Origin of the sequence: Streptomyces sp. NPDC006602 (assembly GCF_042870385.1) — a bacterium.
GTDB lineage: Bacteria > Actinomycetota > Actinomycetes > Streptomycetales > Streptomycetaceae > Streptomyces.
Map to the genome: position 1 here is coordinate 16,557 of NZ_JBIAHG010000021.1, position 21,532 is coordinate 38,088.

Annotated in this window: 19 protein-coding genes and 1 riboswitch; of the genes, 4 read left to right on the forward strand and 15 right to left on the reverse strand. The window is 70.7% G+C overall.

Annotation, left to right across the window (positions count from 1 at the left end):
• Nucleotides 1-87: 87 nt before the first annotated feature.
• Complete coding sequence (gene tdh / locus ACFYO2_RS35235) at nt 88-1,116, reverse strand: L-threonine 3-dehydrogenase (RefSeq protein WP_388357437.1); 1,029 nt, start codon at nt 1,114-1,116, stop codon at nt 88-90.
• Between the two features lie 578 nt (nt 1,117-1,694).
• Here tdh and ACFYO2_RS35240 point away from each other — a divergent pair.
• Nucleotides 1,695-2,300 (forward strand): GPP34 family phosphoprotein, encoded by a 606-nt coding sequence (locus ACFYO2_RS35240; RefSeq protein ID WP_388357439.1) that lies wholly within the window; start codon nt 1,695-1,697, stop codon nt 2,298-2,300.
• A gap of 131 nt (nt 2,301-2,431) precedes the next feature.
• Here the strand turns inward: ACFYO2_RS35240 and ACFYO2_RS35245 are convergent, their stop codons facing one another.
• From ACFYO2_RS35245 to ACFYO2_RS35270, 6 genes are all read right to left on the reverse strand, one after another.
• Entirely contained in the window at nt 2,432-3,007 is a 576-nt protein-coding gene (locus ACFYO2_RS35245) for a GAF domain-containing protein (protein ID WP_388357442.1), read from the reverse strand.
• 61 nt (nt 3,008-3,068) lie between these two features.
• Nucleotides 3,069-3,668 carry an ATP/GTP-binding protein gene (locus tag ACFYO2_RS35250; RefSeq protein ID WP_388357444.1) on the reverse strand — a complete coding sequence of 200 codons (600 nt, stop codon included), beginning with the start codon at nt 3,666-3,668 and terminating at the stop codon, nt 3,069-3,071.
• Nucleotides 3,646-4,017, reverse strand: coding sequence for a DUF742 domain-containing protein (locus tag ACFYO2_RS35255; RefSeq protein WP_388357726.1), 372 nt, complete (start codon nt 4,015-4,017; stop codon nt 3,646-3,648). The genes ACFYO2_RS35250 and ACFYO2_RS35255 overlap by 23 nt, the downstream gene beginning before the upstream one ends.
• 2 nt (nt 4,018-4,019) lie before the next feature.
• Complete coding sequence (locus ACFYO2_RS35260; RefSeq protein WP_388357447.1) at nt 4,020-4,454, reverse strand: roadblock/LC7 domain-containing protein; 435 nt, start codon at nt 4,452-4,454, stop codon at nt 4,020-4,022.
• A gap of 68 nt (nt 4,455-4,522) precedes the next feature.
• Complete coding sequence (locus ACFYO2_RS35265) at nt 4,523-6,802, reverse strand: ATP-binding protein (protein ID WP_388357450.1); 2,280 nt, start codon at nt 6,800-6,802, stop codon at nt 4,523-4,525.
• 653 nt (nt 6,803-7,455) lie between these two features.
• On the reverse strand, nt 7,456-8,721 hold the full coding sequence (locus ACFYO2_RS35270; protein ID WP_388357453.1) for an MBL fold metallo-hydrolase: 1,266 nt from the start codon (nt 8,719-8,721) through the stop codon (nt 7,456-7,458).
• Nucleotides 8,722-8,866: 145 nt separating this feature from the next.
• Here ACFYO2_RS35270 and ACFYO2_RS35275 point away from each other — a divergent pair, with 145 nt between their 5' ends.
• Both ACFYO2_RS35275 and ACFYO2_RS35280 read left to right on the forward strand, forming a co-directional pair.
• Entirely contained in the window at nt 8,867-10,045 is a 1,179-nt protein-coding gene (locus tag ACFYO2_RS35275; protein ID WP_388357456.1) for a Glu/Leu/Phe/Val dehydrogenase dimerization domain-containing protein, read from the forward strand.
• Between the two features lie 161 nt (nt 10,046-10,206).
• Entirely contained in the window at nt 10,207-10,818 is a 612-nt protein-coding gene (locus ACFYO2_RS35280) for a TetR/AcrR family transcriptional regulator (protein ID WP_388357459.1), read from the forward strand.
• A 166-nt stretch (nt 10,819-10,984) separates the two neighbouring features.
• Here ACFYO2_RS35280 and ACFYO2_RS35285 read toward each other — a convergent pair whose 3' ends face one another.
• The 4 genes from ACFYO2_RS35285 to ACFYO2_RS35300 form a co-directional block, all read right to left on the reverse strand.
• Nucleotides 10,985-11,770, reverse strand: a complete 786-nt coding sequence (locus ACFYO2_RS35285; RefSeq protein ID WP_388357728.1) for an SGNH/GDSL hydrolase family protein — start codon at nt 11,768-11,770, stop codon at nt 10,985-10,987.
• A gap of 145 nt (nt 11,771-11,915) precedes the next feature.
• Complete coding sequence (locus ACFYO2_RS35290; RefSeq protein ID WP_388357462.1) at nt 11,916-12,632, reverse strand: DUF6250 domain-containing protein; 717 nt, start codon at nt 12,630-12,632, stop codon at nt 11,916-11,918.
• Nucleotides 12,633-12,845: 213 nt separating this feature from the next.
• Nucleotides 12,846-13,832 (reverse strand): peptidoglycan DD-metalloendopeptidase family protein, encoded by a 987-nt coding sequence (locus ACFYO2_RS35295; protein ID WP_388357464.1) that lies wholly within the window; start codon nt 13,830-13,832, stop codon nt 12,846-12,848.
• Nucleotides 13,833-13,836: 4 nt separating this feature from the next.
• A riboswitch (cyclic di-AMP (ydaO/yuaA leader) is annotated at nt 13,837-13,994 on the reverse strand.
• 307 nt (nt 13,995-14,301) lie between these two features.
• Nucleotides 14,302-16,371, reverse strand: a complete 2,070-nt coding sequence (locus tag ACFYO2_RS35300; RefSeq protein ID WP_388357467.1) for an alpha-galactosidase — start codon at nt 16,369-16,371, stop codon at nt 14,302-14,304.
• Nucleotides 16,372-16,551: 180 nt separating this feature from the next.
• On the opposite strand from ACFYO2_RS35300, the gene ACFYO2_RS35305 reads away from it, so the two are divergent.
• Nucleotides 16,552-17,349: a tyrosine-protein phosphatase gene (locus ACFYO2_RS35305; RefSeq protein ID WP_388357469.1), complete on the forward strand. Its 798-nt coding sequence runs from the start codon at nt 16,552-16,554 to the stop codon at nt 17,347-17,349.
• 4 nt (nt 17,350-17,353) lie between these two features.
• Here the strand turns inward: ACFYO2_RS35305 and ACFYO2_RS35310 are convergent, their stop codons facing one another.
• The 4 genes from ACFYO2_RS35310 to dxs all read right to left on the reverse strand — a co-directional run bounded on the left by ACFYO2_RS35310 (nt 17,354) and on the right by dxs (nt 21,531).
• Nucleotides 17,354-17,476, reverse strand: a complete 123-nt coding sequence (locus ACFYO2_RS35310) for a DUF6126 family protein (RefSeq protein WP_053752569.1) — start codon at nt 17,474-17,476, stop codon at nt 17,354-17,356.
• Nucleotides 17,473-18,123: a helix-turn-helix domain-containing protein gene (locus tag ACFYO2_RS35315; RefSeq protein ID WP_388357474.1), complete on the reverse strand. Its 651-nt coding sequence runs from the start codon at nt 18,121-18,123 to the stop codon at nt 17,473-17,475. The genes ACFYO2_RS35310 and ACFYO2_RS35315 overlap by 4 nt, the downstream gene beginning before the upstream one ends.
• A 73-nt stretch (nt 18,124-18,196) precedes the next feature.
• Nucleotides 18,197-19,615: an aspartate aminotransferase family protein gene (locus ACFYO2_RS35320; RefSeq protein ID WP_388357477.1), complete on the reverse strand. Its 1,419-nt coding sequence runs from the start codon at nt 19,613-19,615 to the stop codon at nt 18,197-18,199.
• Nucleotides 19,612-21,531, reverse strand: a complete 1,920-nt coding sequence (dxs, locus tag ACFYO2_RS35325) for a 1-deoxy-D-xylulose-5-phosphate synthase (RefSeq protein ID WP_388357480.1) — start codon at nt 21,529-21,531, stop codon at nt 19,612-19,614. The genes ACFYO2_RS35320 and dxs overlap by 4 nt, the downstream gene beginning before the upstream one ends.
• Nucleotide 21,532 lies beyond the last annotated feature (1 nt).

The following is a 21,532-nucleotide window of genomic DNA, read 5'->3' on the forward strand; positions in this document are numbered from 1 at the left end:
GTCCAGAGGTGGCCAACGCGGTCCGGTCCAGAGGTGGCCAACGCGGTCCGGTCCAGAGGTGGCCAACGCGGTCCGGTCGAAAGATGGCTACGCGGTCCAGTCGAGGATGACCTTGCCGCCGCGGCCGCTCGCCGCATCGGCGAACGCCGGCTCGAAGTCGCGGTAGCCGTACCGGCCGGTGATCACGGGGGCGAGGTCGAGGCCGCCCTCCAGGAGCACCGACATCGCGTACCACGTCTCGAACATCTCTCGGCCGTAGATGCCCTTGATCGTGATCATCGAGGTGACGATCCGGGCCCAGTCGACCGCGAACTCCTCCGTCGGCAGGCCGAGCATCGCGATCCGGCCGCCGTGCGTCATGTTGGCGATCATGTCCCGCATGGCCTCGGAGCGGCCGGACATCTCCAGGCCGATGTCGAACCCCTCGCGCAGGCCGAGTTCGCGCTGCCCGTCGGCGATGGTCGACTCGGCGACATCGAGCGCGAGGCTCACACCGATCTTGCGGGCCAGCTCCAACCGCTCCTCGCTGACGTCGGTGATCACGACGTTCCGCGCCCCGGCGTGCCGGGCGACGGCGGCGGCCATCAGGCCGATCGGCCCGGCGCCCGTGATGAGGACGTCCTCGCCGACCAGTGGGAAGGACAGCGCGGTGTGCACCGCGTTGCCGAACGGGTCGAAGATCGCGGCGACGTCGAGGTCGACGGGGACGCGGTGCACCCACACGTTGGTGGCGGGCAGCGCCACGTACTCGGCGAAGGCCCCGTCCCGCCCGACCCCGAGCCCGACCGTGGCCCGGCACAGGTGCCGCCGCCCGGCGAGACAGTTGCGGCACCTGCCGCACACCAGGTGGCCCTCGCCGCTGACCCGGTCGCCGGCCTTGACGTCGGTGACGTCACGGCCGGTCCCGACGACCTCGCCGACGAACTCGTGGCCGAGTACGAGCGGGGTGCGGATCGTCTGCCGGGCCCAACCGTCCCAGGACCGGATGTGCAGATCGGTGCCGCAGATCCCGGTGCGCAGCACCTTGATCAGTACGTCGCCGGGTCCGACTGCGGGCTCGGGCACGTCCGCGAGCCACAGCCCCGGCTCCGCCTTTTCCTTGACCAGCGCCTTCAACGCAACGGCTCCTGTGCGTGGGTCCCCGGGTCCGGGCATGCCGAAGCAGGCCCGTTCCGGGGAGAGGGGTGGAATCGCGTAGCAATCTGCCCTACGGCGGCGCCCCGGTCCATCGAGGATTTCTTAAGCGGCGCCACAGCTGCGCTTCACGCCCGCTGCCCGACGCGACCCGCGTCAACCCTCGCGTCCCCCTTCTGCCCACCCTGAAAGTGCGCGGCCGGCTCCGGATCCAACGGGGACACTTCTCGTGCGACCCCACCCGCGCGCAGCGACTCCGTGGCCCCCAAACCCGGCCGCCGGCCAGCGCCCCAGCAACGTCTTGTCGGACCGCAGGTCGCACCCGCCATCCGCGCGGCCACCGGCGAGGGGCCGCCCGCCCGCCCTCCCGTACGAACCTGGCGCCCTCGTGGTCCTGGCCGCGGCCGCCGCCGTCCTGCGGATCGGCTTCCCGCACGCCATGGTGGTCGTGCGACACTCGCCCCTGCACGGCTGCCCGCCCCCACGGACGACGCCGCGATCCGTACGGACCGGGCCTGACGCTGTCCCCCCGAAGTCGGCCGACTCACATGGAGCCCCCCATGACCACAGCACGGGACCTGTTGATCGTCACCATGGACGTGGGCACCGGCCATGCCGTGGAGCAGGGCAATCTGTCGCTCGCCCTGGCGGGCGCCGAACTCATCGATCTCGTCGAGTCCAGCGCACTCGCGCTGGACGGCGACCGCATCGTGCCGGGCACCCAACCGGCGACAGGCGACCGGCTGTTGGACGAGGCCGCGTCGTCGCTCGTCCGGGAGGAACCGTACGAGTCGGCCGAGGACTGGCTGTGGCGGCGCGGTCGTGGGCTGTCCTCCGCCTATCTCGCCGCGTTGGAGACGGAGGGACTGGTCACCCGGGAACGCGGTCGCCGGTTTCCCGTCCGGACGGGCCGGAGGGCACTGGTCGACTCACCGGACCGGCGCCACGCCGAGGAGCGCCTGGCATCCGACGAGCCCGTCCTCGCCGCTCTGACGGCCGCTCTCAGAATCCGCGACGAGTCCGCCGACGACCTGCCGGAGGTCACCGTCGACGCCGTCGCGACCGTGCTCGCCACGGTCGGCGACGCGGTGACGGAACTGGAGGCCGTACGGCAGCGGCGGACCATCGAGGACGCGGCGTTCGACAACGTCTGGCGAGGCTTGTGAGGAACGTCCGGCGAGGCCGGTGAGGCACACTCGGCGTGCGCTCACCGGGGGTGCGTCCACTGGGCGTGCGTCCACTGGGCGTGCGCTCACTCGGCGCGCGGCGGGGGCGCCGCCTGGCTCCAGTACGGCGCTCACAGCGGGAACCCGTCGGCCTCCCGCCGCTCCAGCCGCGCCACCAGATCCGCCGCCGTCGACTTGATGGCCTCCAGGCCGGCCCTTCCCCAGCCCCGCGGCTGGATGTCGGCGACACACACGGTGCCCAGCACCATCCCCGTGCTGTCGAGGAGCGGAGCACCGAGGTAGGAACGGATGCCGAACTCGTCGACGACCGGGTTGCCCGCGAACCGCGGATAGTCCCGGACGTCCTCCAGCACCAACGCCTTGCGCCGGACGACCACATGGGGGCAGAACCCGTGGTCGCGCTCCATACAGCGGCCGATCTCCGGCTTGGGCTCGCCGGTGCTCGTGCTGGGAGCGACGTCCGGAACGCGCAGGCCCGCGAAGAACTGCCGGTGCTCGTCGATGAAGTTGACCATGGCGTACGGAGCCCCGGTACGTTGCGCCAGATGGTCCGCGAAGGCATCGAGCGCGGGCTCCGGATGCTCTCCCAGCCCCAGCAGGCGCAGCCGCCGCACACGCGCGGGCGCCTCCTTGTCCTCGGGGGTGAGCAGCAGTCGACCGGCCGGGCGAGGCAGGTCGTAGCTCATGGGCGGGCTCCGTCGCTGTGGACGTACGTCATATGCGGCTCCGTTGCGGGGTGTGCGGGGGTCACATGTGGGCGCCGTGGCTCGGCGAGATGACCGGGCTGTGGGCGATGAGGTGCCGAACAAGGGTGAGCAGGGTCTGGACCCCCGAGCTGGAGATCCGGGCGTCGCAGCGGACGACGGGGATCTGCGGATCGAGATCGATGGCTGCCCGGACCTCCTCGGGGTCGTAGCGGTAGGAGCCGTCGAACTCGTTGATCGCGACGATGAAGCCGAGACCGCGCTGCTCGAAGAAGTCGACGGCGGCGAAGCACTCCTCCAGGCGCCGGGTGTCGGCGATGATGACCGCGCCGAGCGCGCCCTCGGACAGTTCGTCCCACATGAACCAGAACCGCTCCTGTCCGGGCGTGCCGAACAGGTAGAGGACGTGTTCCCGGTCGAGGGTTATGCGGCCGAAGTCCATGGCCACGGTCGTCTCGACCTTGTTCTCGATGCCGTCGAGGTTGTCGGTCCCGGCGCTGACCGTGGTGAGCAGTTCCTCCGTGCTCAGGGGAGCGATCTCGCTGACCGCGCCCACGAAGGTCGTCTTGCCTACTCCGAACCCTCCCGCCACCAGGATCTTCAGCGCGGTGGGAAAGGGATCAGAGCTGTCGTCGTAGTCCATCGAGCACTGCCTCCAGAAGGGCCCGGTCTGTCGGGTTGTGGGTGAACTCGGGGGGCTTGGTGGTCAGCGCCCCGCAGTCGACGAGGTCCGACAGCAGCACCTTGGTGACCACCGCCGGCAGCTTCAGGTGGGCGGCGACCTCGGCGACCGAGACGGGCGCGCGGCACATGTCGAGCACCTGCGCGTGCTCGGGGCCGAGGTAGCCGAGGGGGGTGGCCCCGGTGCCCATCACGTGCGACAGCAGGTCGAGCGCGATGGTGGGCCGGGTACGGCCGTTGCTGACCGTGAAGGGGCGCACCAGCCGTCCGGCCGCGTCGTCGAGCCAGGGCCCGTCGCCGGCCGCCGCCACGCTCAAGGCCTCATCGCAGACGGTTCGACGGAGTGCTGGCGCGGCGCGGTCACCAGGTAGGGGCGGACGCTCTTGACCAGCATCGCCATCTCGTAGCCGAGCACCGCCGCGTCGGCCTCGCGGCCGGCCAGCACGGCGAGACAGGTGCCGGACCCCGCGGTGGTCACGAACAGCAGGGTCGCGTCGAGTTCGACGACGACCTGGCGGACGTCGCCCCCGTCGCCGAAGCGGACGCCGGCGCTGCGGCCGAGGGAGTACAGGCCGGAGGCCAGGGCGGCCATGTGGTCGGCACCGTCGGCGTCGAGACCGTGGACCGACTTCACCAGCCCGTCGCAGGACAGGAGGACCGCACTGGTGGTGTGCGGTACGCGCTGCACGAGGCCGCTCATCAGCCAGTCGAGATCGGATACATGGCCGGTCGGCGCTTCGCTCGCCATGGTGGATCGACTCCTTGAGGTACGAAGGTCTGCGGGAGCGCTGGGGGGTGGGGTGAACGCGGGGGTGGTCATCCGGCGGGTGTGCTCCCGTCGTGCCGGTTGGGGGTGTGGTCGAGGTCGAGCCCGGGCGCGGACCCACCGTCCCGCAGGCCACGCAGGTCGTGCGACCCGGTCCCGTGCGCGGGGCGCGCCTCCGTTATGTGGGACGGATCCATGGGTCGTACGTCCATGGAGGGCGGAGTGGCCATGTCTGTGACGTCCGTGTGGCCGAGGTTCAGGGGCGCGAGGGGCACCGCTCCAGGACGCAGCACGGGCGTGCGGACGGGGCCCAGGACGGTGGGCTCCGCTTGGGGCGGCTCCGTGTCGGCCTGCTCCAGGTGGGCCCTGCCCATGTCGGCGCCGCCTATGCCGACCCGGTCCGTGTCGGCCCGGTCCGTGTCGGTCCGGCCCATGTCGGACGACTCCATGTGTCCGGCCACCATGTGCGCGGCCTTCGTGTGGGCCGACTCCATGTGCGAGGGCTCCACGGTGGCCGGCCTCATGGTGGTCGACCTCGTGGGCGACACCGTGGATGTGGTCGGCTTGCCGGACGCCGTTCCCAGGTGCTGTTGGGCCTCGGCCAGGCCGATGCCCCGCTGGAAGGCCGCCATCAGGCCCGGGTCGTGACCTGCCAGGTGCTCCGGTTCCTGACGGCGCGCCGGCCCCTCGCGCAGTTGGGGCGCGATGTGCTCCTGGGCGCGGCGCCTGGGCAGTTGGGGCTTGCCCATGGTTCCGCGTACCGCGCCGTTGCGGGGGGTGGGCGGGGTGGCTGTGTGCTCCGTGACGAGGTGACGATGGTCGGGCCGGACACCGGGCACGGCCTCCGCCGGGGTGGGCCGTTCCTCGCGGGCTCCGCGCACGGGCAGCGGTGCCGGTGCGCCGCCGTTCCTCATGGGTGGCGCGGTCTCCCGCTGCCGGGGACGCGGCGTCTCCCGGGGCTGAGGGCGCGGCGGGGCCGGGGGCGCGATCGGTGCGCTCGGCGTGACCCGGTGCGCCGCCGAGGGCGGCCCGGGCCGCGGATGCTGCTGCGGCGGCGGCATCGCCGGGCCCGCCCCGCCCGCCGGCTCGTCGGGCGGCTGCGGTACGGCTCCGGGGGCACCCGGCACCGTGCCCAGCAGCGTCTGCGGGACCACGAGGACGGCCTGGACACCGCCGTAGATGTTGGTCTGCAGCCGGACGTGGATGCCGTGCCGCTTGGCGAGCTGCGAGACCACGAACAGTCCGATGCGGCCGTCTGCCAGCAGGCTGGCCACGTTGACCTGGTCCGGGTCGGCGAGCAGGGCGTTCATCCGGCTCTGCTCGCCGACGGGCATGCCGAGCCCGCGGTCCTCGACCTCTACGGCGAGCCCCGAGGTGACGAGGTTGGCCCGCAGCAGCACCTGGGTGTGCGGGGCGGAGAACACCGTGGCGTTCTCGACGAGTTCGGCCAGCAGATGGATCACGTCGGCGACGGCGTGACCGCGCAGGGTGCCGTCGATCGGCGGCACGAGCTTGACCCGTGAGTACTGCTCCACCTCGGCGATGGCCGAGCGCAACACCTCGGTCATGGAGACCGGGTTGCTCCACTGCCGACGGGATACGGCCCCGCCGAGCACGGCGAGGTTCTCGGCGTGGCGGCGGATGCGGGTGGCGAGGTGGTCGACGTGGAAGAGGCCCTTGAGGAGGTCGGGGTCCTCGATCTCGTTCTCCAGCTCGTCGAGGATCGAGATCTCGCGGTGCACGAGCGACTGCAGGCGCCGGGCGAGGTTGAGGAAGACCTCGAGCTTCTGTTCGCTGCCCGCCTGGCTGGAGAGCTGCGCGGCCTGGACGACGGCGGTGACGGCGCCGTCGTGCGCGCGCGCCAGGTCGGTGGCGAGCAGTTCGAAGTCGTCGGCGTCCTCGGGCGGGCCGCTGCGCGGCTTGCGCTGCGGCGGGCCCTCGCCGCGGCGCAGTGCCTCGACCAGGGCCCGCAGGTCGGCCTCGCCGCGCGCGCTGCTGCGGCGCAGGGCACCGATGCGGTCGCTCACCGTCCGGGCGGCGCGGTCGGCGGCCACGGCGGCGATCAGGATGCCCGCGCAGGTCACCGAGACGGCTCCGGCGAGTACGCACCACAGGGTCAGGCTGGGCCGGGCGCCGGTGTACCGGACGGTGAACAGAACGGCGGCGCAGGCGCTGAGGGCGACGGCGACGGGCGGCAGTACGGCGAGACGCAGCAGCTGGGGCCGTATGTGGGTCTCGGGCAGCGCGGGAACGGCTCTGGCGGCCGGCCGGCCGTGCCGCCCGCCCTCACGGCGGTCTGCGCGTGCGGCCGGGGCGCGGAGGTGAGACATCGGTGTCCTCGTCGTACTGGTCCGTCGGGCCTGATTGCCCTGCTGCTGCACATGTCGGGTGCGTACGCGGGCACGCGCATGCGGATGTCGATCGACAGAACCGAACTTTCCAGCCCTGCATCGCCCGACGGACACTGACAGTAGTCGGCGACGCATCATGTGCGGTGGGCAGTTGACAAACTCCCACGGACAGCATCCCGCTCTGGTATGAGGCCTCGTACGACAGACCGATAACCATCTCCCCCTTCCGCTCTCATGCAGCCAAGGGCCGATCGTCCCCGGTCAGAGCCGGTCACAAACGGACGACAGCCCGAGGAGCCCCCTTCCGCGGTCCGCGCCCCACGCGTCAGCCCGCGGTCGCCTTCGAGCCGGGAATCAGCCACACAGCGACCCCCTGGAGCACCCACAAGAGGTTCACTTTCCGTAGCGAGCAGGCCGGCCGGAACTGTCATGCATATGTCATATCGACTCGCCTCCCGAGGAGTCGCCTGCCCCACAACCCTCCGGGTCTCCGCAGCGCGCAGCCCGCGGCCCGCCCGCCCGGGCAACCGGTGTGGCCGCCCGTCGACGAACGGGCCGCGACACCCGTCTCACGGCCGGACCGTCCGCAGCCGTCCCGCCGTCCCCCGGCTCAGTCGGTGCCCCCGGCTCCGTCAGCCCGCCGGAACGACCTCCGGCTCGCCCGACCCCTCGCCCTTGCCCTCCGGCGCGTCGCCGGTCGCGTCGGTCTGGTCCCGGGCCGCCGAATCGGCCGAGGTCTTGATCGCCGCCTCGGTGAGCACATCGGCAGCGGGCCAGCCGCCCGCCGGAGCGGTGGCCACACTCCGCCACCACGGCTCGGTCGGCACGGTCCCGGCCGTGGGCTCGAAGGGCTCTCCGGGCCGGGGCAGGGCGATCGGGGCCTGCACCGCGCGGGCGGACGCGACGGTGCCCTCGCCGGGATCGGCCCACGCGTGCATGGCGAGGTTGAAGGTGGCCCAGTGGATCGGCAGGAACACGCCGTGCGGCCGGCCGCCCTGGAGGTCGAGGTGGGCGCGCATCCCCTCCTCGGGAGTCATGTGGATGTCCGGCCAGTACTCGCTGTACGCGCCGATCTGGATCATCGTGGCGTCGAAGGGGCCGTGTGCGGCGCCGATGTCCTGGAAGCCATCGAAGTAACCGGTGTCGCCGCTGTGGTAGATCCGGTGCTCGCCGCCGGCGACGACCCAGGAGGCCCACAGCGTGTGCTGCGTGTTGCGCAGGCCGCGGCCGCAGAAGTGGCGCGCCGGCGTGGCCGTCAGGGTGAGGCCGCCGACCTTCGTCGCCTCGTGCCAGTCCAGTTCGCGCAGCCGATCGGCGGACACCCCCCAGCGCTCCAGGTGGGCGCCGACTCCCAGTGGCACGGCGAACAGCGTGTCCGTGTCGGCCAGTGCCTTGATCGTGGGCATGTCGAGGTGGTCGTAGTGGTCGTGCGAGATCACGACGACGTCGACCGGGCCGAGAGCGGCCAGCGGCAGGGGCACGGGATGCAGCCGCTTGGGCCCGGCGAACGGGAACGGGGAGCAGCGCTCGCCCCAGACGGGGTCGAAGAGCACCCGCTGCCCGTCGATCTCCGCGAGCACGCTGGAGTGCCCCATCCAGGTCAGCCGCAGACCGGTGGCGGGGGGCTTGGCTATGTCGGCCAGCGTGGTGGCGTGCACCGGCACGGTGCCCTTGGGGGCGCGGCGGGGGCGCTCGTCCTTGTCGAAGAAGCTCTTCGCGAGTTCCAGGGAGGAAGCGGAGGGCCGGATGCCTGCGGTGCCCCCGGGATTCTGGAAGACGCCGTCCTTGAAGTGGGGCGATCTGCGGATGCGCGCCAGGCGCTCACCGCTCGGGTCCGCACCGAAGGCCGCGGGCCGCAGTGCGCGAAGCCCGGAGCTCGGGGAACGGAAACCGGTCACGGTGTACCTCCAGGGGGAGTCGGTGATGCCTTCCATTATGGGCACCGCCTCTGACAGCCGGGTTACCACCGCTGATCCTCTACATGTTGACAGGACATGGCCATCATCCGGATACTGACTCACCGTTCAGTTGGAGGAGATCCGCATGACCGCCCCCCTGATGTCGCTCACCTGGACCGACCACCTCACCGGTCGTCAGGGCTTCCTGGTCGTCGACCGGTTGGTGCGCGGCGTCTCCAGCGGCGGGCTGCGCATGCGCGCGGGCTGCACGCTCGACGAGGTCGCCGGGCTCGCCCGCGGCATGACCATGAAGGAGGCGCTGCACTACAACCCCGAGGGCCGCTACATCCCCCTCGGCGGCGCCAAGGGCGGCATCGACTGCGATCCCCGGGAGCCGTGGGCGTACGACCTCCTGGTGCGCTATCTGCGCGCCATGCGGCCGTACGTGGAGAGCCTGTGGACCACGGGCGAGGATCTCGGCCTGACCCAGGACCTGGTGGACCGGGCGGCCTCGGAAGCGGGGCTCGTCTCTTCCGTCCAAGCGGTGTATCCGCTGCTCGACGACGAGGCCGCGGCCCGCCGGCGGCTCGCGGACGCCTTCGCGGTCGAGGTGGACGGCATCGGGCTCGACGAGTTGGTCGGCGGCTGCGGGGTGGCGGAGTCGGCGCTCACGGCCCTGGACCTCGCCGGCGTGGCCCACGCGGGTACGCGGGTCGCCGTACAGGGCCTGGGCACCATGGGCGGGGCCAGCGCGCGCTTCCTCGCGCGCGCGGGGCTCACCGTCGTGGCCGTCGCCGACATCAAGGGCACGATCGCCAACCCGGCGGGCCTCGACGTCGAGACGCTGCTCACCGCGCGGGACGCCTACGGCACGGTGGACCGCTCCGTCCTGCGCCCCGACGACCGTGAACTGCCCGGCGACGCCTGGCTGTCCGCCGACGCGGAGGTGCTGGTGCCCGCGGCGGTGTCGTACGCGATCGACACCACCAACCAGGAGCGGATCACGGCCCGCTGGATCGTCGAGGCGGCCAATATGCCGGTGCTCCCCGAGGCGGAGGATCTGCTGTCCGCGCGCGGGGTGACCGTTCTGCCGGACGTGGTCGTCAACTCCGGGACGAACGCCTGGTGGTGGTGGACGCTCTTCGGTGACATCGAAGCCGACGCGGACGCCGCGTTCGCTCACACGCGCCGCTCGATGCGCGCCCTGGTCGAGCAGATGCTGGCCCGCGCGGAAAGGGACGGCACGACCCCGCGGGCCGCCGCGCACGCCATCGTCGCGCACCGCCTGCCGGTCATCGCCGAGCGGTTCGGTTGGTACCGGTAGGGGCCACCCGGTCCTCGGCAGGGACGACAGGGAGGTGCCCGATCCTAGCCGCGAACGGTCGTTTCAGGCCTGTCTACCTGCGCCTACCAGGTCGCGGGCCGGTTCGGCCGGTAAACGACCTCTCTCCGGCAGCGCACGGGACCACGGATTAGGGTGACCGCGTGGCGAGAGTGCGGTTGAGCGTGGCCCAGCGGCGCGAGGAGCTGTTGCGGGCCGCCATCGAGCAGATCGAGGCGCGGGGCGTGGCGGCGGTCAGGATCGCCGACGTGGCCTCGGCCCTCGGCGTGAGCAACGCGCTGGTGCTCTATCACTTCTCCACGAAGGAGAAACTGGTCGCCGCCGCCTTCACCTACGCGGCCGAGGACGACCTGGCCCACCTGTCGAAACTGCTCGCCCGCCGCACCACGGCACTGCGCCGGCTGCGGGCCGCCGTGCGCTGGTACACCCCGACGGGCCAGGCCAAGGGCTGGCGGCTGTGGATCGAGGGCTGGGCGGCCGCGCTGCGCGAGCCCGCGCTCCAGGAGGTCACCCGGTACCTCGACCGCCAGTGGAAGGCGGCCCTCGCCGAGGTGATCGCCGAGGGGGTGGCCGCCGGCGAGTTCCACTGCCCGGACCCGGGCGGAACCGCCGTGCGCCTCACGGCCCTGTTGGACGGGCTCGCCGTTCAGCTCACCTCGTACTCGGGCGCCGTGCCGCGGTCCCGGGCGCAGGAGTGGGTGGACGAGGCACTCGCCCGGGAACTCGGGCTGGCACGGGAGACGTTGACCACGTAGGGGCGCCGAGCCCCCTGCTCCGTCCCGCACGAGCCGCCCGCCCCCACTGCCGACCCGCAAGCCGAGTGCCCGGCCGCACCGCCCACAGGCCGACACGCCCCGGGTACTGAAAACCACGAACCCGCCGACCCACAAACCCGCGATTGCGAAAACTGCCTCAAGCCCCTCAAGCCACGGAAGCGATCCGCGACTTGATGTCGTCCGGTGACAGCGTGCCCTTGGCGGTCACATGGTCGCCCGAGGACTCCCCGCGCAGCCGGCGCCCGATCCACGGCACCAGGTACTCGCGCGCCCAGTGCACGTCGTCCCGTCGGACCTCGAGCGTGCCGCGCGGCGGGAGCGGCGGCCAGGGCTGGTCGGGGTCGGCCGGGATCTCCAGCCCGAGGACCTGTCCCGCGCGCAGTGCCACGCGTGTGTGCCCGTCCGCCGACAGGTGGAGCCGGTCGCCGTCCCAGGCCCGCCGGTCCTGGATGGTCTTCAGGGACCACAGGTCGAGCACCGGACAGCCGTGCCGGTCGGCAATGGCCCGCACATGTCCGTTGTAGGTGGCGATCTTGCCGCGCAGGTGCTTGAGCACGGGCACGCCACGGGTGTCGAAGCCGGTTGTCACCATCACGGTGCCGACGACGGCGGTGAGTTGCACGACCGCCCGCTCGAAACGCTCGGCGACCTCGTCGGGATCGGTGCCGGGCCGCAGGATGTCGTTGCCGCCGGCGCAGAAGGAGACCATGTCCGGGGCCAGTTCGAGAGCCTTCGGAACCTGGTCCTCCACGATTTGGTCGAGAAGTTTCCCGCGCACGGCGAGGTTGGTGTAGCGGAAGTCGCCCTCGGGCCGCCGGTCCGCGAGAAGTACCGCGAACCGGTCGGCCCAGCCGACGAACGACCCGTCGGGGCCGGGGTCGCCGACGCCCTCGGTGAAGCTGTCCCCCACCGCCACGTACGACCCGATCACTGATCTGGTGTCACTCTTCGAATCGTCTGCCACGTCGGCCCATGATTCCCCTTCGGATGTGAGCTACGCGACCGTAAGAAGGGGTTGACGGACGGTGAGATAAGCCACTCTTCAAGGGTTGGTCAAACCAGGAATAGCCCTCACGTCAGCGCTGTTGAGGCGGCAACTGCCACACCCGGAACCCACTGATACGGAAGTGGCTCCAAGTGGTCCGGAAGGCGAAGTGGCCGCTCGTGTACGGCTCCGGGTCGCTGTAGTCGAACACGAGCCGCCCGTTGTTCCACCACTGGACCATCGACCCGTCGGAGACGATCCGGACCCGGTTCGGCTCGTTCGCCACGAGCAGCGGCTCGGTGTAGTCGTGGACCAACGGCCGGACTCCCGCCTCTCCGACGTAGCGGCGCAGCCGGGTCGTGGTGTTCGTGTTGGCGCCGTAGCCGGCGTAGTACGTCTTGAGGTAGTCGTACTCCGCCAGCGCCCCGCCCCGCCGGGTGGCGAAGAGGTCGTCGGGGGAACGGACGTCGACGGCGTTCCAGAAGTTGTTGAGGTCGGACACCCGGTCGTTGACCCCGCCCGCGGACACCGGCGTGGCGGTGTACTCCAGGACGTACGGCCCTTCGAGCAGCTTCTTGAACCAGACCGTTGCGCCGGCGGGCACGTCGACCTCCAGGATCCCGCGGGTCGCGGTGACGGTTCCGCCCTTCTCGAGTTCCACCGCCCACCGGCCGAGTCCATGGCGGAAGTCGTCGTGGGCGATCAGTCGGCGGTGCCGGGGCGTGGCGCTCGCGGTGGTAGCGGGGGCGAGGGCGGCCAGGGCGGCACTTGCGGCCAGGGCTCCGAATGCTCTACGCGTGGTCGTCACGGGAGACGGCTCCTTCCGAGGGCGCAGAAAGCGCTTGCAACACTACGGAGTTCACCTTCTCCCCACCCTCCCCTCGCTGTCGACGCCCCGGGCGCCCCCGCCACAAAGCCGCAATGGAGTGATCAGGAACAAGCAAGATCAACACACCGAAGGCCGGACCCGGGGATCGGGGTCCGGCCTTCGGCAGCGTGTTCGGACAGACGGTCGGGGATGTCAGCCGACGGCGACGCCCTTCGAGCGGAGGTAGGCGACCGGGTCCACGTCCGAGCCGTAGTCCGGCGTGGTGCGGATCTCGAAGTGCAGGTGCGGGCCGGTCACGTTGCCGGTCGCGCCGGAGAGGCCGAGCTGCTGACCGGCCGTCACGGACTGGCCGCTCGAGACGGAGAGCGAGGACAGGTGGGCGTACTGCGCGTAGTAGCCGTCGGCGAGCCTGATGACGACCTGGTTGCCGTACGCGCCGCCCCAGCCCGCGGAGACGACCGTGCCCGCGCCCACGGCCTTGAGGGAGGTGCCGGTCGGGACGACGAAGTCGACGCCGGTGTGGTAGCCGCTGGACCACATGCTGCCCGCCACGTGGTAGCCGGTGCCGACGGAGGCACCGCTCACCGGAAGGGTGAAGCCGCTGGAGGTGCCGGCGTTGTCGGCGCTCTGGGTGGCCGCCTCGGTCTTCGACGAGGAGGAAGCCCCGGAGGGGGACGACTTCGACGAAGCGGACGAATCCGATGAACCAGACGAAGACGACGACTTGGACGAGGAGGAAGAGCCCGAGGAGGACGACGACTTGGGGGTGCTCGTCGTGGCCTTCCTGCCGATCGAGAGCTTCAGACCGGGGTGGATCAGCGACGGGTTGCCACCGACGGCCTCGCGGTTGTCGGAGTAGAGCTTCTGCCAGCCACCGCTGACATTCTGCTCGTCCGCGATCTTCGCGAGGTAGTCACCGGCCTGCACGGAGTAGATCTTCCTACCCGATGCCTGCGCGGACGCCTGCTTTTCGGCCGTCGTCTTTTCAGCCACCTTCTTCACCGTGGTCGGAACGGACGACTGAACGGCCTTTTCCGATACGGACTGCGGAGTGGCGGCGTGCGCGCCGGTGGCCCCGAGAAGCGGCAGGGCGAGTGCGGCGCCGCCGGTTCCGGCGACGGCGATGGAGCGGGTGAAACGCTGGGACTTCGGGCGGCGATGCTTACCCTTCGCGGGCATGACGAATTCCTCTCCGGCGCCTGCGAGGTGAGCTGTCGGGTGCGGACTGGAGATGCCCGGCCGTACCGAAGCACGACTTAACCCCTAGCCGTTCCGGAGACCGGAACAGGCGGTTCTACCTGTGGGTCCCCCGCTCCTGCCATGTACGGGTGAGTGTGTGCGGGCTCCGGGCGGCGGCAGGATTGGGCGTCCGTCCGGATGGGTGGTGAACGTAAGCGACCAAGACGCAAAGGGACAAGTAAGTGGTTGCCCGTGAATGCGTTTCTGTTGGCCACCTGAGAGAATTCCCTGTCACCCTGTGTGCATTAGGGACTGACCCTCTTAACCAAACCCCCTTGAAAAGACCATTGATTACGTGAACATGACGGGCGACGCACGGTCACGAATATGACCCTCCTCACGTGGCCCCTCCTCAGGCCCCTTTATTGCATGCGGAGTTGGAACGAAGGTGCTAATTCGGACAGAAGCCTTAGATGCGACGCAGTCGGATAACCGTCGCATCGAAGTCACCGCGCAGTCCCGTCCGCAGTCCGTGATGCAGCAGTACGGCACCTCTGTGAACTTCGCCCGTTTCATGGCATTCGTACGATGCTGTCGGGTCGAGGCCGTGCAACCGCAGCGTCGGCACGGGCTCGCCGTAATGCTGCGCCTGGAGCCAGGCGAGGACGACGGCCTCGTCGCCGAGGACGTACTGCACCGCGCTCAGCCCGCCCTGCGGAGGCCGCAGCCGGTAGAGGTCGCCGCGCTGCACGAGGGGCCGGATCTCCTTGTAGAGATCCACCCAGTCACGGGCCTCGGCGAGCTCCTCCTCGGTCCACTCGGCGAGGTCTCCGCCGACGCCGAGCACCCCGGCCATGGCGCTCACGAAACGGAAACGCAGCGAGCTGACCCTGCCGTTGAGCTGGTTGTTGGGGCTGTCGGTGACCCAGGCGGCCATGACGCGCGCCGGGTGGATCTGACTGAAGCCGTGCTGGATGACGAGCCGGTCGAGCGGGTCGGTGTTGTCCGAGGTCCACACCTGGTCCGTACGGCTCATCACGCCGAGGTCGATCCGGCCGCCGCCGCCCGAGCAGGACTCGAAGGCGACGCCCGGGTGGGCGGCCCGCAGCCGGTCCAACAGGCGGTACAGCGCGTGCACATGATCGACCCACAGGCGCTGCGGGTAGGGCTCGCCGGGCCAGCCCGCGTCGGTGAAGCAGCGATTGAAGTCCCACTTCACGTAGTCGATCGGGGCGCTGGACAGGAGCGCGTGGAGCTGCTCCCAGAGGTACTCCTGGACGTCCTCGCGCGCGAGGTTCAGTACGAGTTGATTGCGCAGCTCTGTCCGCTTTCGCCCTGCCTGGTGCTGGACCCAGTCCGGATGGGCCCGGTAGAGCTCGCTGTCCGGATTGACCATCTCGGGCTCCACCCAGATGCCGAACCGCATGCCGAGCGCGTGCACGTAGTCGCCCAGCGGCTTGAGGCCGCCGGGGAAGCGGTCCGGATTGGGCTGCCAGTCGCCGAGCCCGGCGCGGTCGCTGGTGCGGGATCCGAACCAGCCGTCGTCCACGACGAACAGCTCGACGCCGATCGCCGCGGCCCGCCGGGCCAGCACGCCCTGCTGCTCCTCGGAGATGTCGAACTCCGTGGCCTCCCAGGAGTTGAACAGCACCGGCCGGTCCTGGTCCGCGTCCGGGATCACATACGCACGCTGGTAGGCGTGCCAGGCCCGGCTCGCCCCGCCGAAGCCGCCCTCGCTCCACAGACCGGCGAAGACAGGCGTCGTGAAGGACTCCCCCGCCGCCAGCCGCAGCAGGCCTGAGTCGTCGTACCCGGCCCCGCCGGTGACCTGCACGCGCGCGTCGGGGAGTTGGGCCACGGCGATCCGCCAGGACCCGGACCAGCCGAGGGCGCAGCCGTAGACCTCGCCGCGCTCCTCGGTCGCGTCGGTGTCGAGGGCGACCCAGGGCAGGTGCTGGTGCCCGGTGTGGCCGCGGCGGCTGCCGATCACCTTCTCACCGTAGGTGAGGGGGGAACGTACGAGCCGGGACTCGGCGGCCCAGCGGCCGTGCAGCTGGGACAGCCGCCAGCCGTCGCGGTGGGGCAGCGTCCAGACGGCGGAGTCGGCGCGCAGGAGTTCCACGGCGGGCCCGTCGTTGTCGAGGGTCACCCAGCGTTCGAGGACGTCGCCCCGCATCCGGTAGTGCAGCGTGATCGCCAGCCCGCCGTCACGGAACCGCAGCCGCAGTTCGTCGTCCGCCATCTCGTACGCCTCGAAGCTCCACTCGGTGCCGCGCCCCTCCTCCGTGCGCACCGACAGGGCGGGCCGAACGAAGCGGGGGCCGCCCTCGACGGGGTACTCCTCGCGGCCGTCGAGCGGGGACTCGAAGGGCCAGTAGTCGGGCAGGGGGCGGACGGCGAGGGCCTCGGCGTCGGCGAGTGCGATGCGCGGTCCCCAGTGGAGGTGCAGCAGCTCGTCGTCGGCGGTGAGGTGGAGGGCGTAACTGCTGGTCGGCCCGGACAGGAGCCATGTGCGGCCGTTCTCGGCGATATCCGGCATGCAGTCCCTCACAGTTTCGAACAGGTACGAACAGGTCCCCTCAAGCCCCAACATCATCAAGGCTGAGCCCCCTGGGTGCAACGCCTGTGGACAACTCGTTGCCCCAGGAACGCATGTCGTATCGTCGAGGGAATGCCCGTCGTCGAGCCGCGGCGGCGGACCGAGTGGGGGGGAGCCCAAGTGACGCAGCAGGTCCCGTCGACCGAGCCCGAGCTGGCCGCCGTGCGCAACTTCCGGGACGTGGGCGGACTGCCGACGGTGGACGGACGGCGCGTGCGGCACGGAGTGCTGTTCCGCAGCGGCCACCTCGCGCACGCGACCGAGGAGGACGCCGCGCTCCTCGCATCCCTGGGCCTGCACACGATCTTCGACTTCCGCAACGCCGCGGACCAGAAGTTCGAGGGTCCCGACGTCGAGCTGCCGGGCGTGCGCAATGTGAACCTGCCACTGAGCGACCCGGCGGACGGCGCCGAGTTCTGGAAGATGGTCCGCGACGGCGACCTCGACCAGCTGCGCGAGCTGCTGTCCGACGGCAAGGGCGCCAACCGGATGATCGCGTCGTACCGCACGCTCATCAAGGAGCGCACCGCCGAGCACTCCCGGGTGCTGCACTCGCTCGCCGAGGACAGCGTCCCGGCGCTGATGCACTGCGCGGCGGGCAAGGACCGCGCCGGCCTGTCGATAGCCGTGACGCTGCTGACGCTGGGCGTGGAGCGGGAGGCGATCGTCGCCGACTACCTGAAGTCGAACGCCAGGCACCGCCGCTACAAGGTGCGCCGCAGCAGCACCGCCGCCTCGGCCTACTCCCCCGAGGTCATGGAGCTGCTCAGCCCTCTGTTCGACGCGCGCGCCGAGTATCTGGCGACGGCCTTCGACACCATCGAGGAGACGTGGGGCAGCGTCGAGACGTACCTGGAGCAAGGGCTCGGAGTCACTCCGGCGATCCGGGAGCGGCTGCGGGAGCGCCTGCTCGACTGACCGCTCACTGTTTGGCCCCCAGCGCGAACAGCAGGTAGATGAAGGCCGCGAACAGGTGCCCCACCGCCAGGTAGATGATCAGCCGCACCCACAGGGCACGAGGGAACTTCTCCTCGAAGTTGCTCATGGCATGTCTCCGTTGGTGGGGCCCAGGCACAGCGTGGCCGTGGGGCTCTGCAGCAAGGTGTGGACGAAGAGGAGCTCGACGCCACCGCGGTCCTCGGCCACGATGCGGTGCGGGGTCAGCGAGTCGAAGTGCGCGCTGTCGCCCGCCGCGAGCAGGTGCGCGGTGTCCCCGAGGCGCAGCCGCAGCCGCCCCTCGAGGACGTACAGCCACTCCTCGCCGGGGTGCACGCGCACGATGTCGCCCTGGGAGCCGTACGGCACGTGGACGCGCAGGGCCTGCATGCCGCGGCCGGGTGCGCCGGCCTGCCAGTAGGTCCAGCCGCCCGCCGCGGTCGGCTCCATGTCGGCGGCGCGTACGACGGCGTCCCGGTCGGCGACCGTCTCGCCGAGCAGCTCCGAGACCGTCGTACCGTAAATGCGGGCGAGGCCCAGCAGCATCGGCAGCGAGGGCTGGCGCTGCCCGGTCTCCAGGCGGGAGAGGTGGGCGGGCGACAGCCCGGCGGCGCGGGCAGCGGCCTCCAGGGTGAGGGAGGCCCGGCGGCGCAGGGCACGCAGTTGCGGTGCCACCAGCGGGACCGCCTCGGCCGAGGGCCCGGGCGGCACAGGTGGCCCGGGTGGCCCGGGTGGCTCAAACTCGGGAGAGCTCATGCTCTCCATTCAGCCGGAGTCTTGCCTCTTCGGCAAATTTCTTGCCTCAAAGGCAAAAACCGCCGGGACCACGTCACCGATTGGCGACCGCCTGCTTGATCAGCGTCTTGCTGAAGTCCCACATCAGCCCACCGCCGCCGTGCGCGTCGTCCATCACGTCCGTGAAGGCGTCGACGAACCGGTCAACCTCACGTTCGCCGATGATCAGCGGCGGGATCAGCTTGATCACCTCCATGTGATCGCCGGAGACCTGGGTGAGGATCCGGTGACGTTGCAGCAGCGGGACGACGACCATCTGCGCGAACAGCCCCTTGCGGGCGGCCTGCAGCATGGCCCAACGGCTGCGCAGCTTCAGCGACTTGGGCCTGCCGAACTCGATGCCGATCATCAGACCCCGGCCGCGGACGTCGGCGAGCAGCTCGTACTTGTCGATCAGCGCCGTCAGCCGGGCCTTCAACTGCTCCCCGGTCGCCCGGGCGCCCGCCACGACCTGCTCGTTCTCCATGACGGACAGCACGGCGAGCCCGGCCGCCATGGCCTGCGCGTTGGAGCCGAAGCTCGCCGAGTGGACCAGCACCCGGTCCATCGACGAGTAGACCTTCTTGAAGATCCAGTCCTTGCCGAGGGTGGCACCGACCGGCACGTAGCCGCCGGAGAGCGCCTTGGCCACACAGACCAGGTCGGGTTCGACGCCGTCCTCGTGCTGATAGGCGTAGAAGTCGCCGGTCCGGCCGAGACCCGTCTGCACCTCGTCCAGGATCAGCAACGCCTTGTGCTTGTGCAGCAGTTCCTGGGCGGCACGGAGGTATCCGGGCGGAGCCTCGTGCACGCCCTTGCCCTGGATCGGCTCGACGACCAGGGCGGCCACGTCGCCCTTCATCAACTCCCTCGCCAAGGCGTCGAGATCGCCGAGCGGGACGGCCGTGTCGGGCAGCAGCGGGGCGAAGCCCTCCCGGAATCCGTCCTCGCCGTTGACCGACAACGCCCCGGTGGTCAGACCGTGGAAGGCGTGGTCGCAGTACAGGATCCGCGGCTTCCCGGTGGCGTAGCGGGCGAACTTCAGCGCGCCCTCGACCGCCTCGGTACCGCTGTTGCCGAAGAACACCCGGTCCAGGTGCGGACTGTGCGCGAGCAGCTTCTCGGCCAGCAGCCCGGGCAGCGGCTGGCAGTCGAAGCGGGTGAGGTCGGCGAGCTGGGCGTCGAGGACGTCGTGCAGCGCCTTGCGGACCACGGGGTGATGGCGTCCCAGGCCCATCACACCGAACCCGGCGAGCATGTCGAGGTAGTCGTTGCCGTCCGCGTCCCAGAAGTACGGGCCCTCGGCACGCTCGTACACCTTGTCGAAGCCGATGGTGTGCAGCATGCGCGGGAGCTGGTGGTTGAGGTGTCTGGTGTGCAGCTCGTAGCGCTCGGCCCCGCGCTCGGCCAGCAGCGCGCCGAGGTCGAACTCCCCGGCCTGCGGGGAGGACGACGCGGATTTGGCGGTTGTCATTCCTGTTTCTCCTTGGACAACTCGTCCTGGACGGCCAGGCTCGCTTCCTTGACGGCCAGGCTCGCGCTGATGCGTCCGGCGACCTCGACGGGGGTGAGACCGATGTCGGCGAGCACCTCGCCCCGTTTGGCGTGCGCGAGGAACTGCTCGGGGATGCCGAACCGCCGTACGGGGACGTCGACGTCGGCGTCCCCGAGGGCGAGCGCCACCGCGGCGCCGACTCCGGAGGCCCGGCTGTTGTCCTCGACGACGGCGACCAACCGGTGCTGGGCGGCGATGTCCGGGAGCGCCGGGTCGACGGGCTTGACCCACCGCGGGTCGATGACCGTGCAGTTGATCCCGCGTGCCTCCAGCAGTTCGGCGGCCTGCAGGCAGACGGGCGCCATCACGCCGACGGCCACGAGGAGCACCTCGGGGATCTCCGAGCCGCGGTGCAGGACGTCCACTCCACCCACCCGGTCGATCGCCGGGACGGCCGGCCCCACCGACTCCTTCGGGAAGCGCACCAGCGTCGGCGCGTCGTCCACCGCGACCGCCTCCCTGAGCTGCGCCCGCAGCTGGTCGGCGTCGCGCGGCGCGGCGATCCTGAGGCCGGGGACCACCTGGAGGATCGACATGTCCCACATGCCGTTGTGGGAGGCCCCGTCGACACCGGTGACGCCGGCCCGGTCCAGCACGAAGGTGACGCCGCAGCGGTGCAGGGCGACATCCATCAGGAGCTGGTCGAAGGCACGGTTCAGGAACGTCGCGTAGACGGCGACGACCGGATGCAGACCGCCCGTGGCGAGACCGGCCGCGGAGACGGCGGCGTGCTGCTCGGCGATGCCGACGTCCCACACCCGGTCCGGGAAGCGGGCCGCGAACTTGCCCAGCCCCACCGGGTGCAGCATGGCCGCGGTGATCGCCACGACGTCGTCGCGCTCCTCGCCGATCCGCACGATCTCGTCGCCGAACACCGAAGTCCAGGACGGCCCGCCCGAGGGCGCGAGGGGCTCGCAGGTGAGCGGGTTCATCACGCCGACCGTGTGGAAGTGGTCCTCCTCGTGGGCGAGAGCGGGTTCGTAGCCACGCCCCTTCTCGGTCAGGCAGTGGATCAGTACCGGCCCGTGGAAGCGTTTCGCGCGCCTGAGCGCCGACTCGACGGCCTTGAGGTCGTGCCCGTCGATAGGGCCGACGTACTTCAGGCCGAGGTCCTCGAACATGCCCTGCGGTGCGAAGGCGTCCTTGAAACCCTTCTTCGCGCCGTGCAGCGACTCGTAGACCGTGTGGCCGACCAGCGGGGTCCGCAGCAGTACGTCCTTCCCCCAGGCCAGCATCTTCTCGTAGCCGTCGGTCGTGCGCAGGGTGGCCAGGTGGTTGGCGAGGCCGCCGATGGTGGGCGCGTACGACCGCTCGTTGTCATTGACGACGATGATCAGCGGCCGGTCCTTGGCGGCCGCGATGTTGTTGAGCGCCTCCCAGGCCATACCGCCGGTCAGCGCCCCGTCGCCGATCACCGCGACGACATGCCCCTTCTCCCCTTGCACCTGGCGGGCCTTGGCGAGCCCGTCGGCCCAGCCGAGCGCGGTGGAGGCGTGGCTGTTCTCGATGACGTCGTGCTCGGACTCCTCCCGCGAGGGATAGCCGGACAGGCCGCCCTTGCTGCGCAGCTTGGAGAAGTCCTGACGTCCGGTCAGGAGTTTGTGTACGTAGCTCTGGTGGCCGGTGTCCCACAGGATGCGGTCGACCGGTGACTCGAAGACCCGGTGGAGGGCGATGGAGAGTTCCACCACCCCCAGATTGGGTCCGAGGTGTCCGCCGGTCCTGGCGACCGCGTGCACCAGGAACTCACGTATCTCTTCGGACAGTTCGCCGAGTTCCGCCTCGGACAGCGCCTTCAGGTCGCGTGGTCCCCGGATGTTCTCCAGAATCGTCACG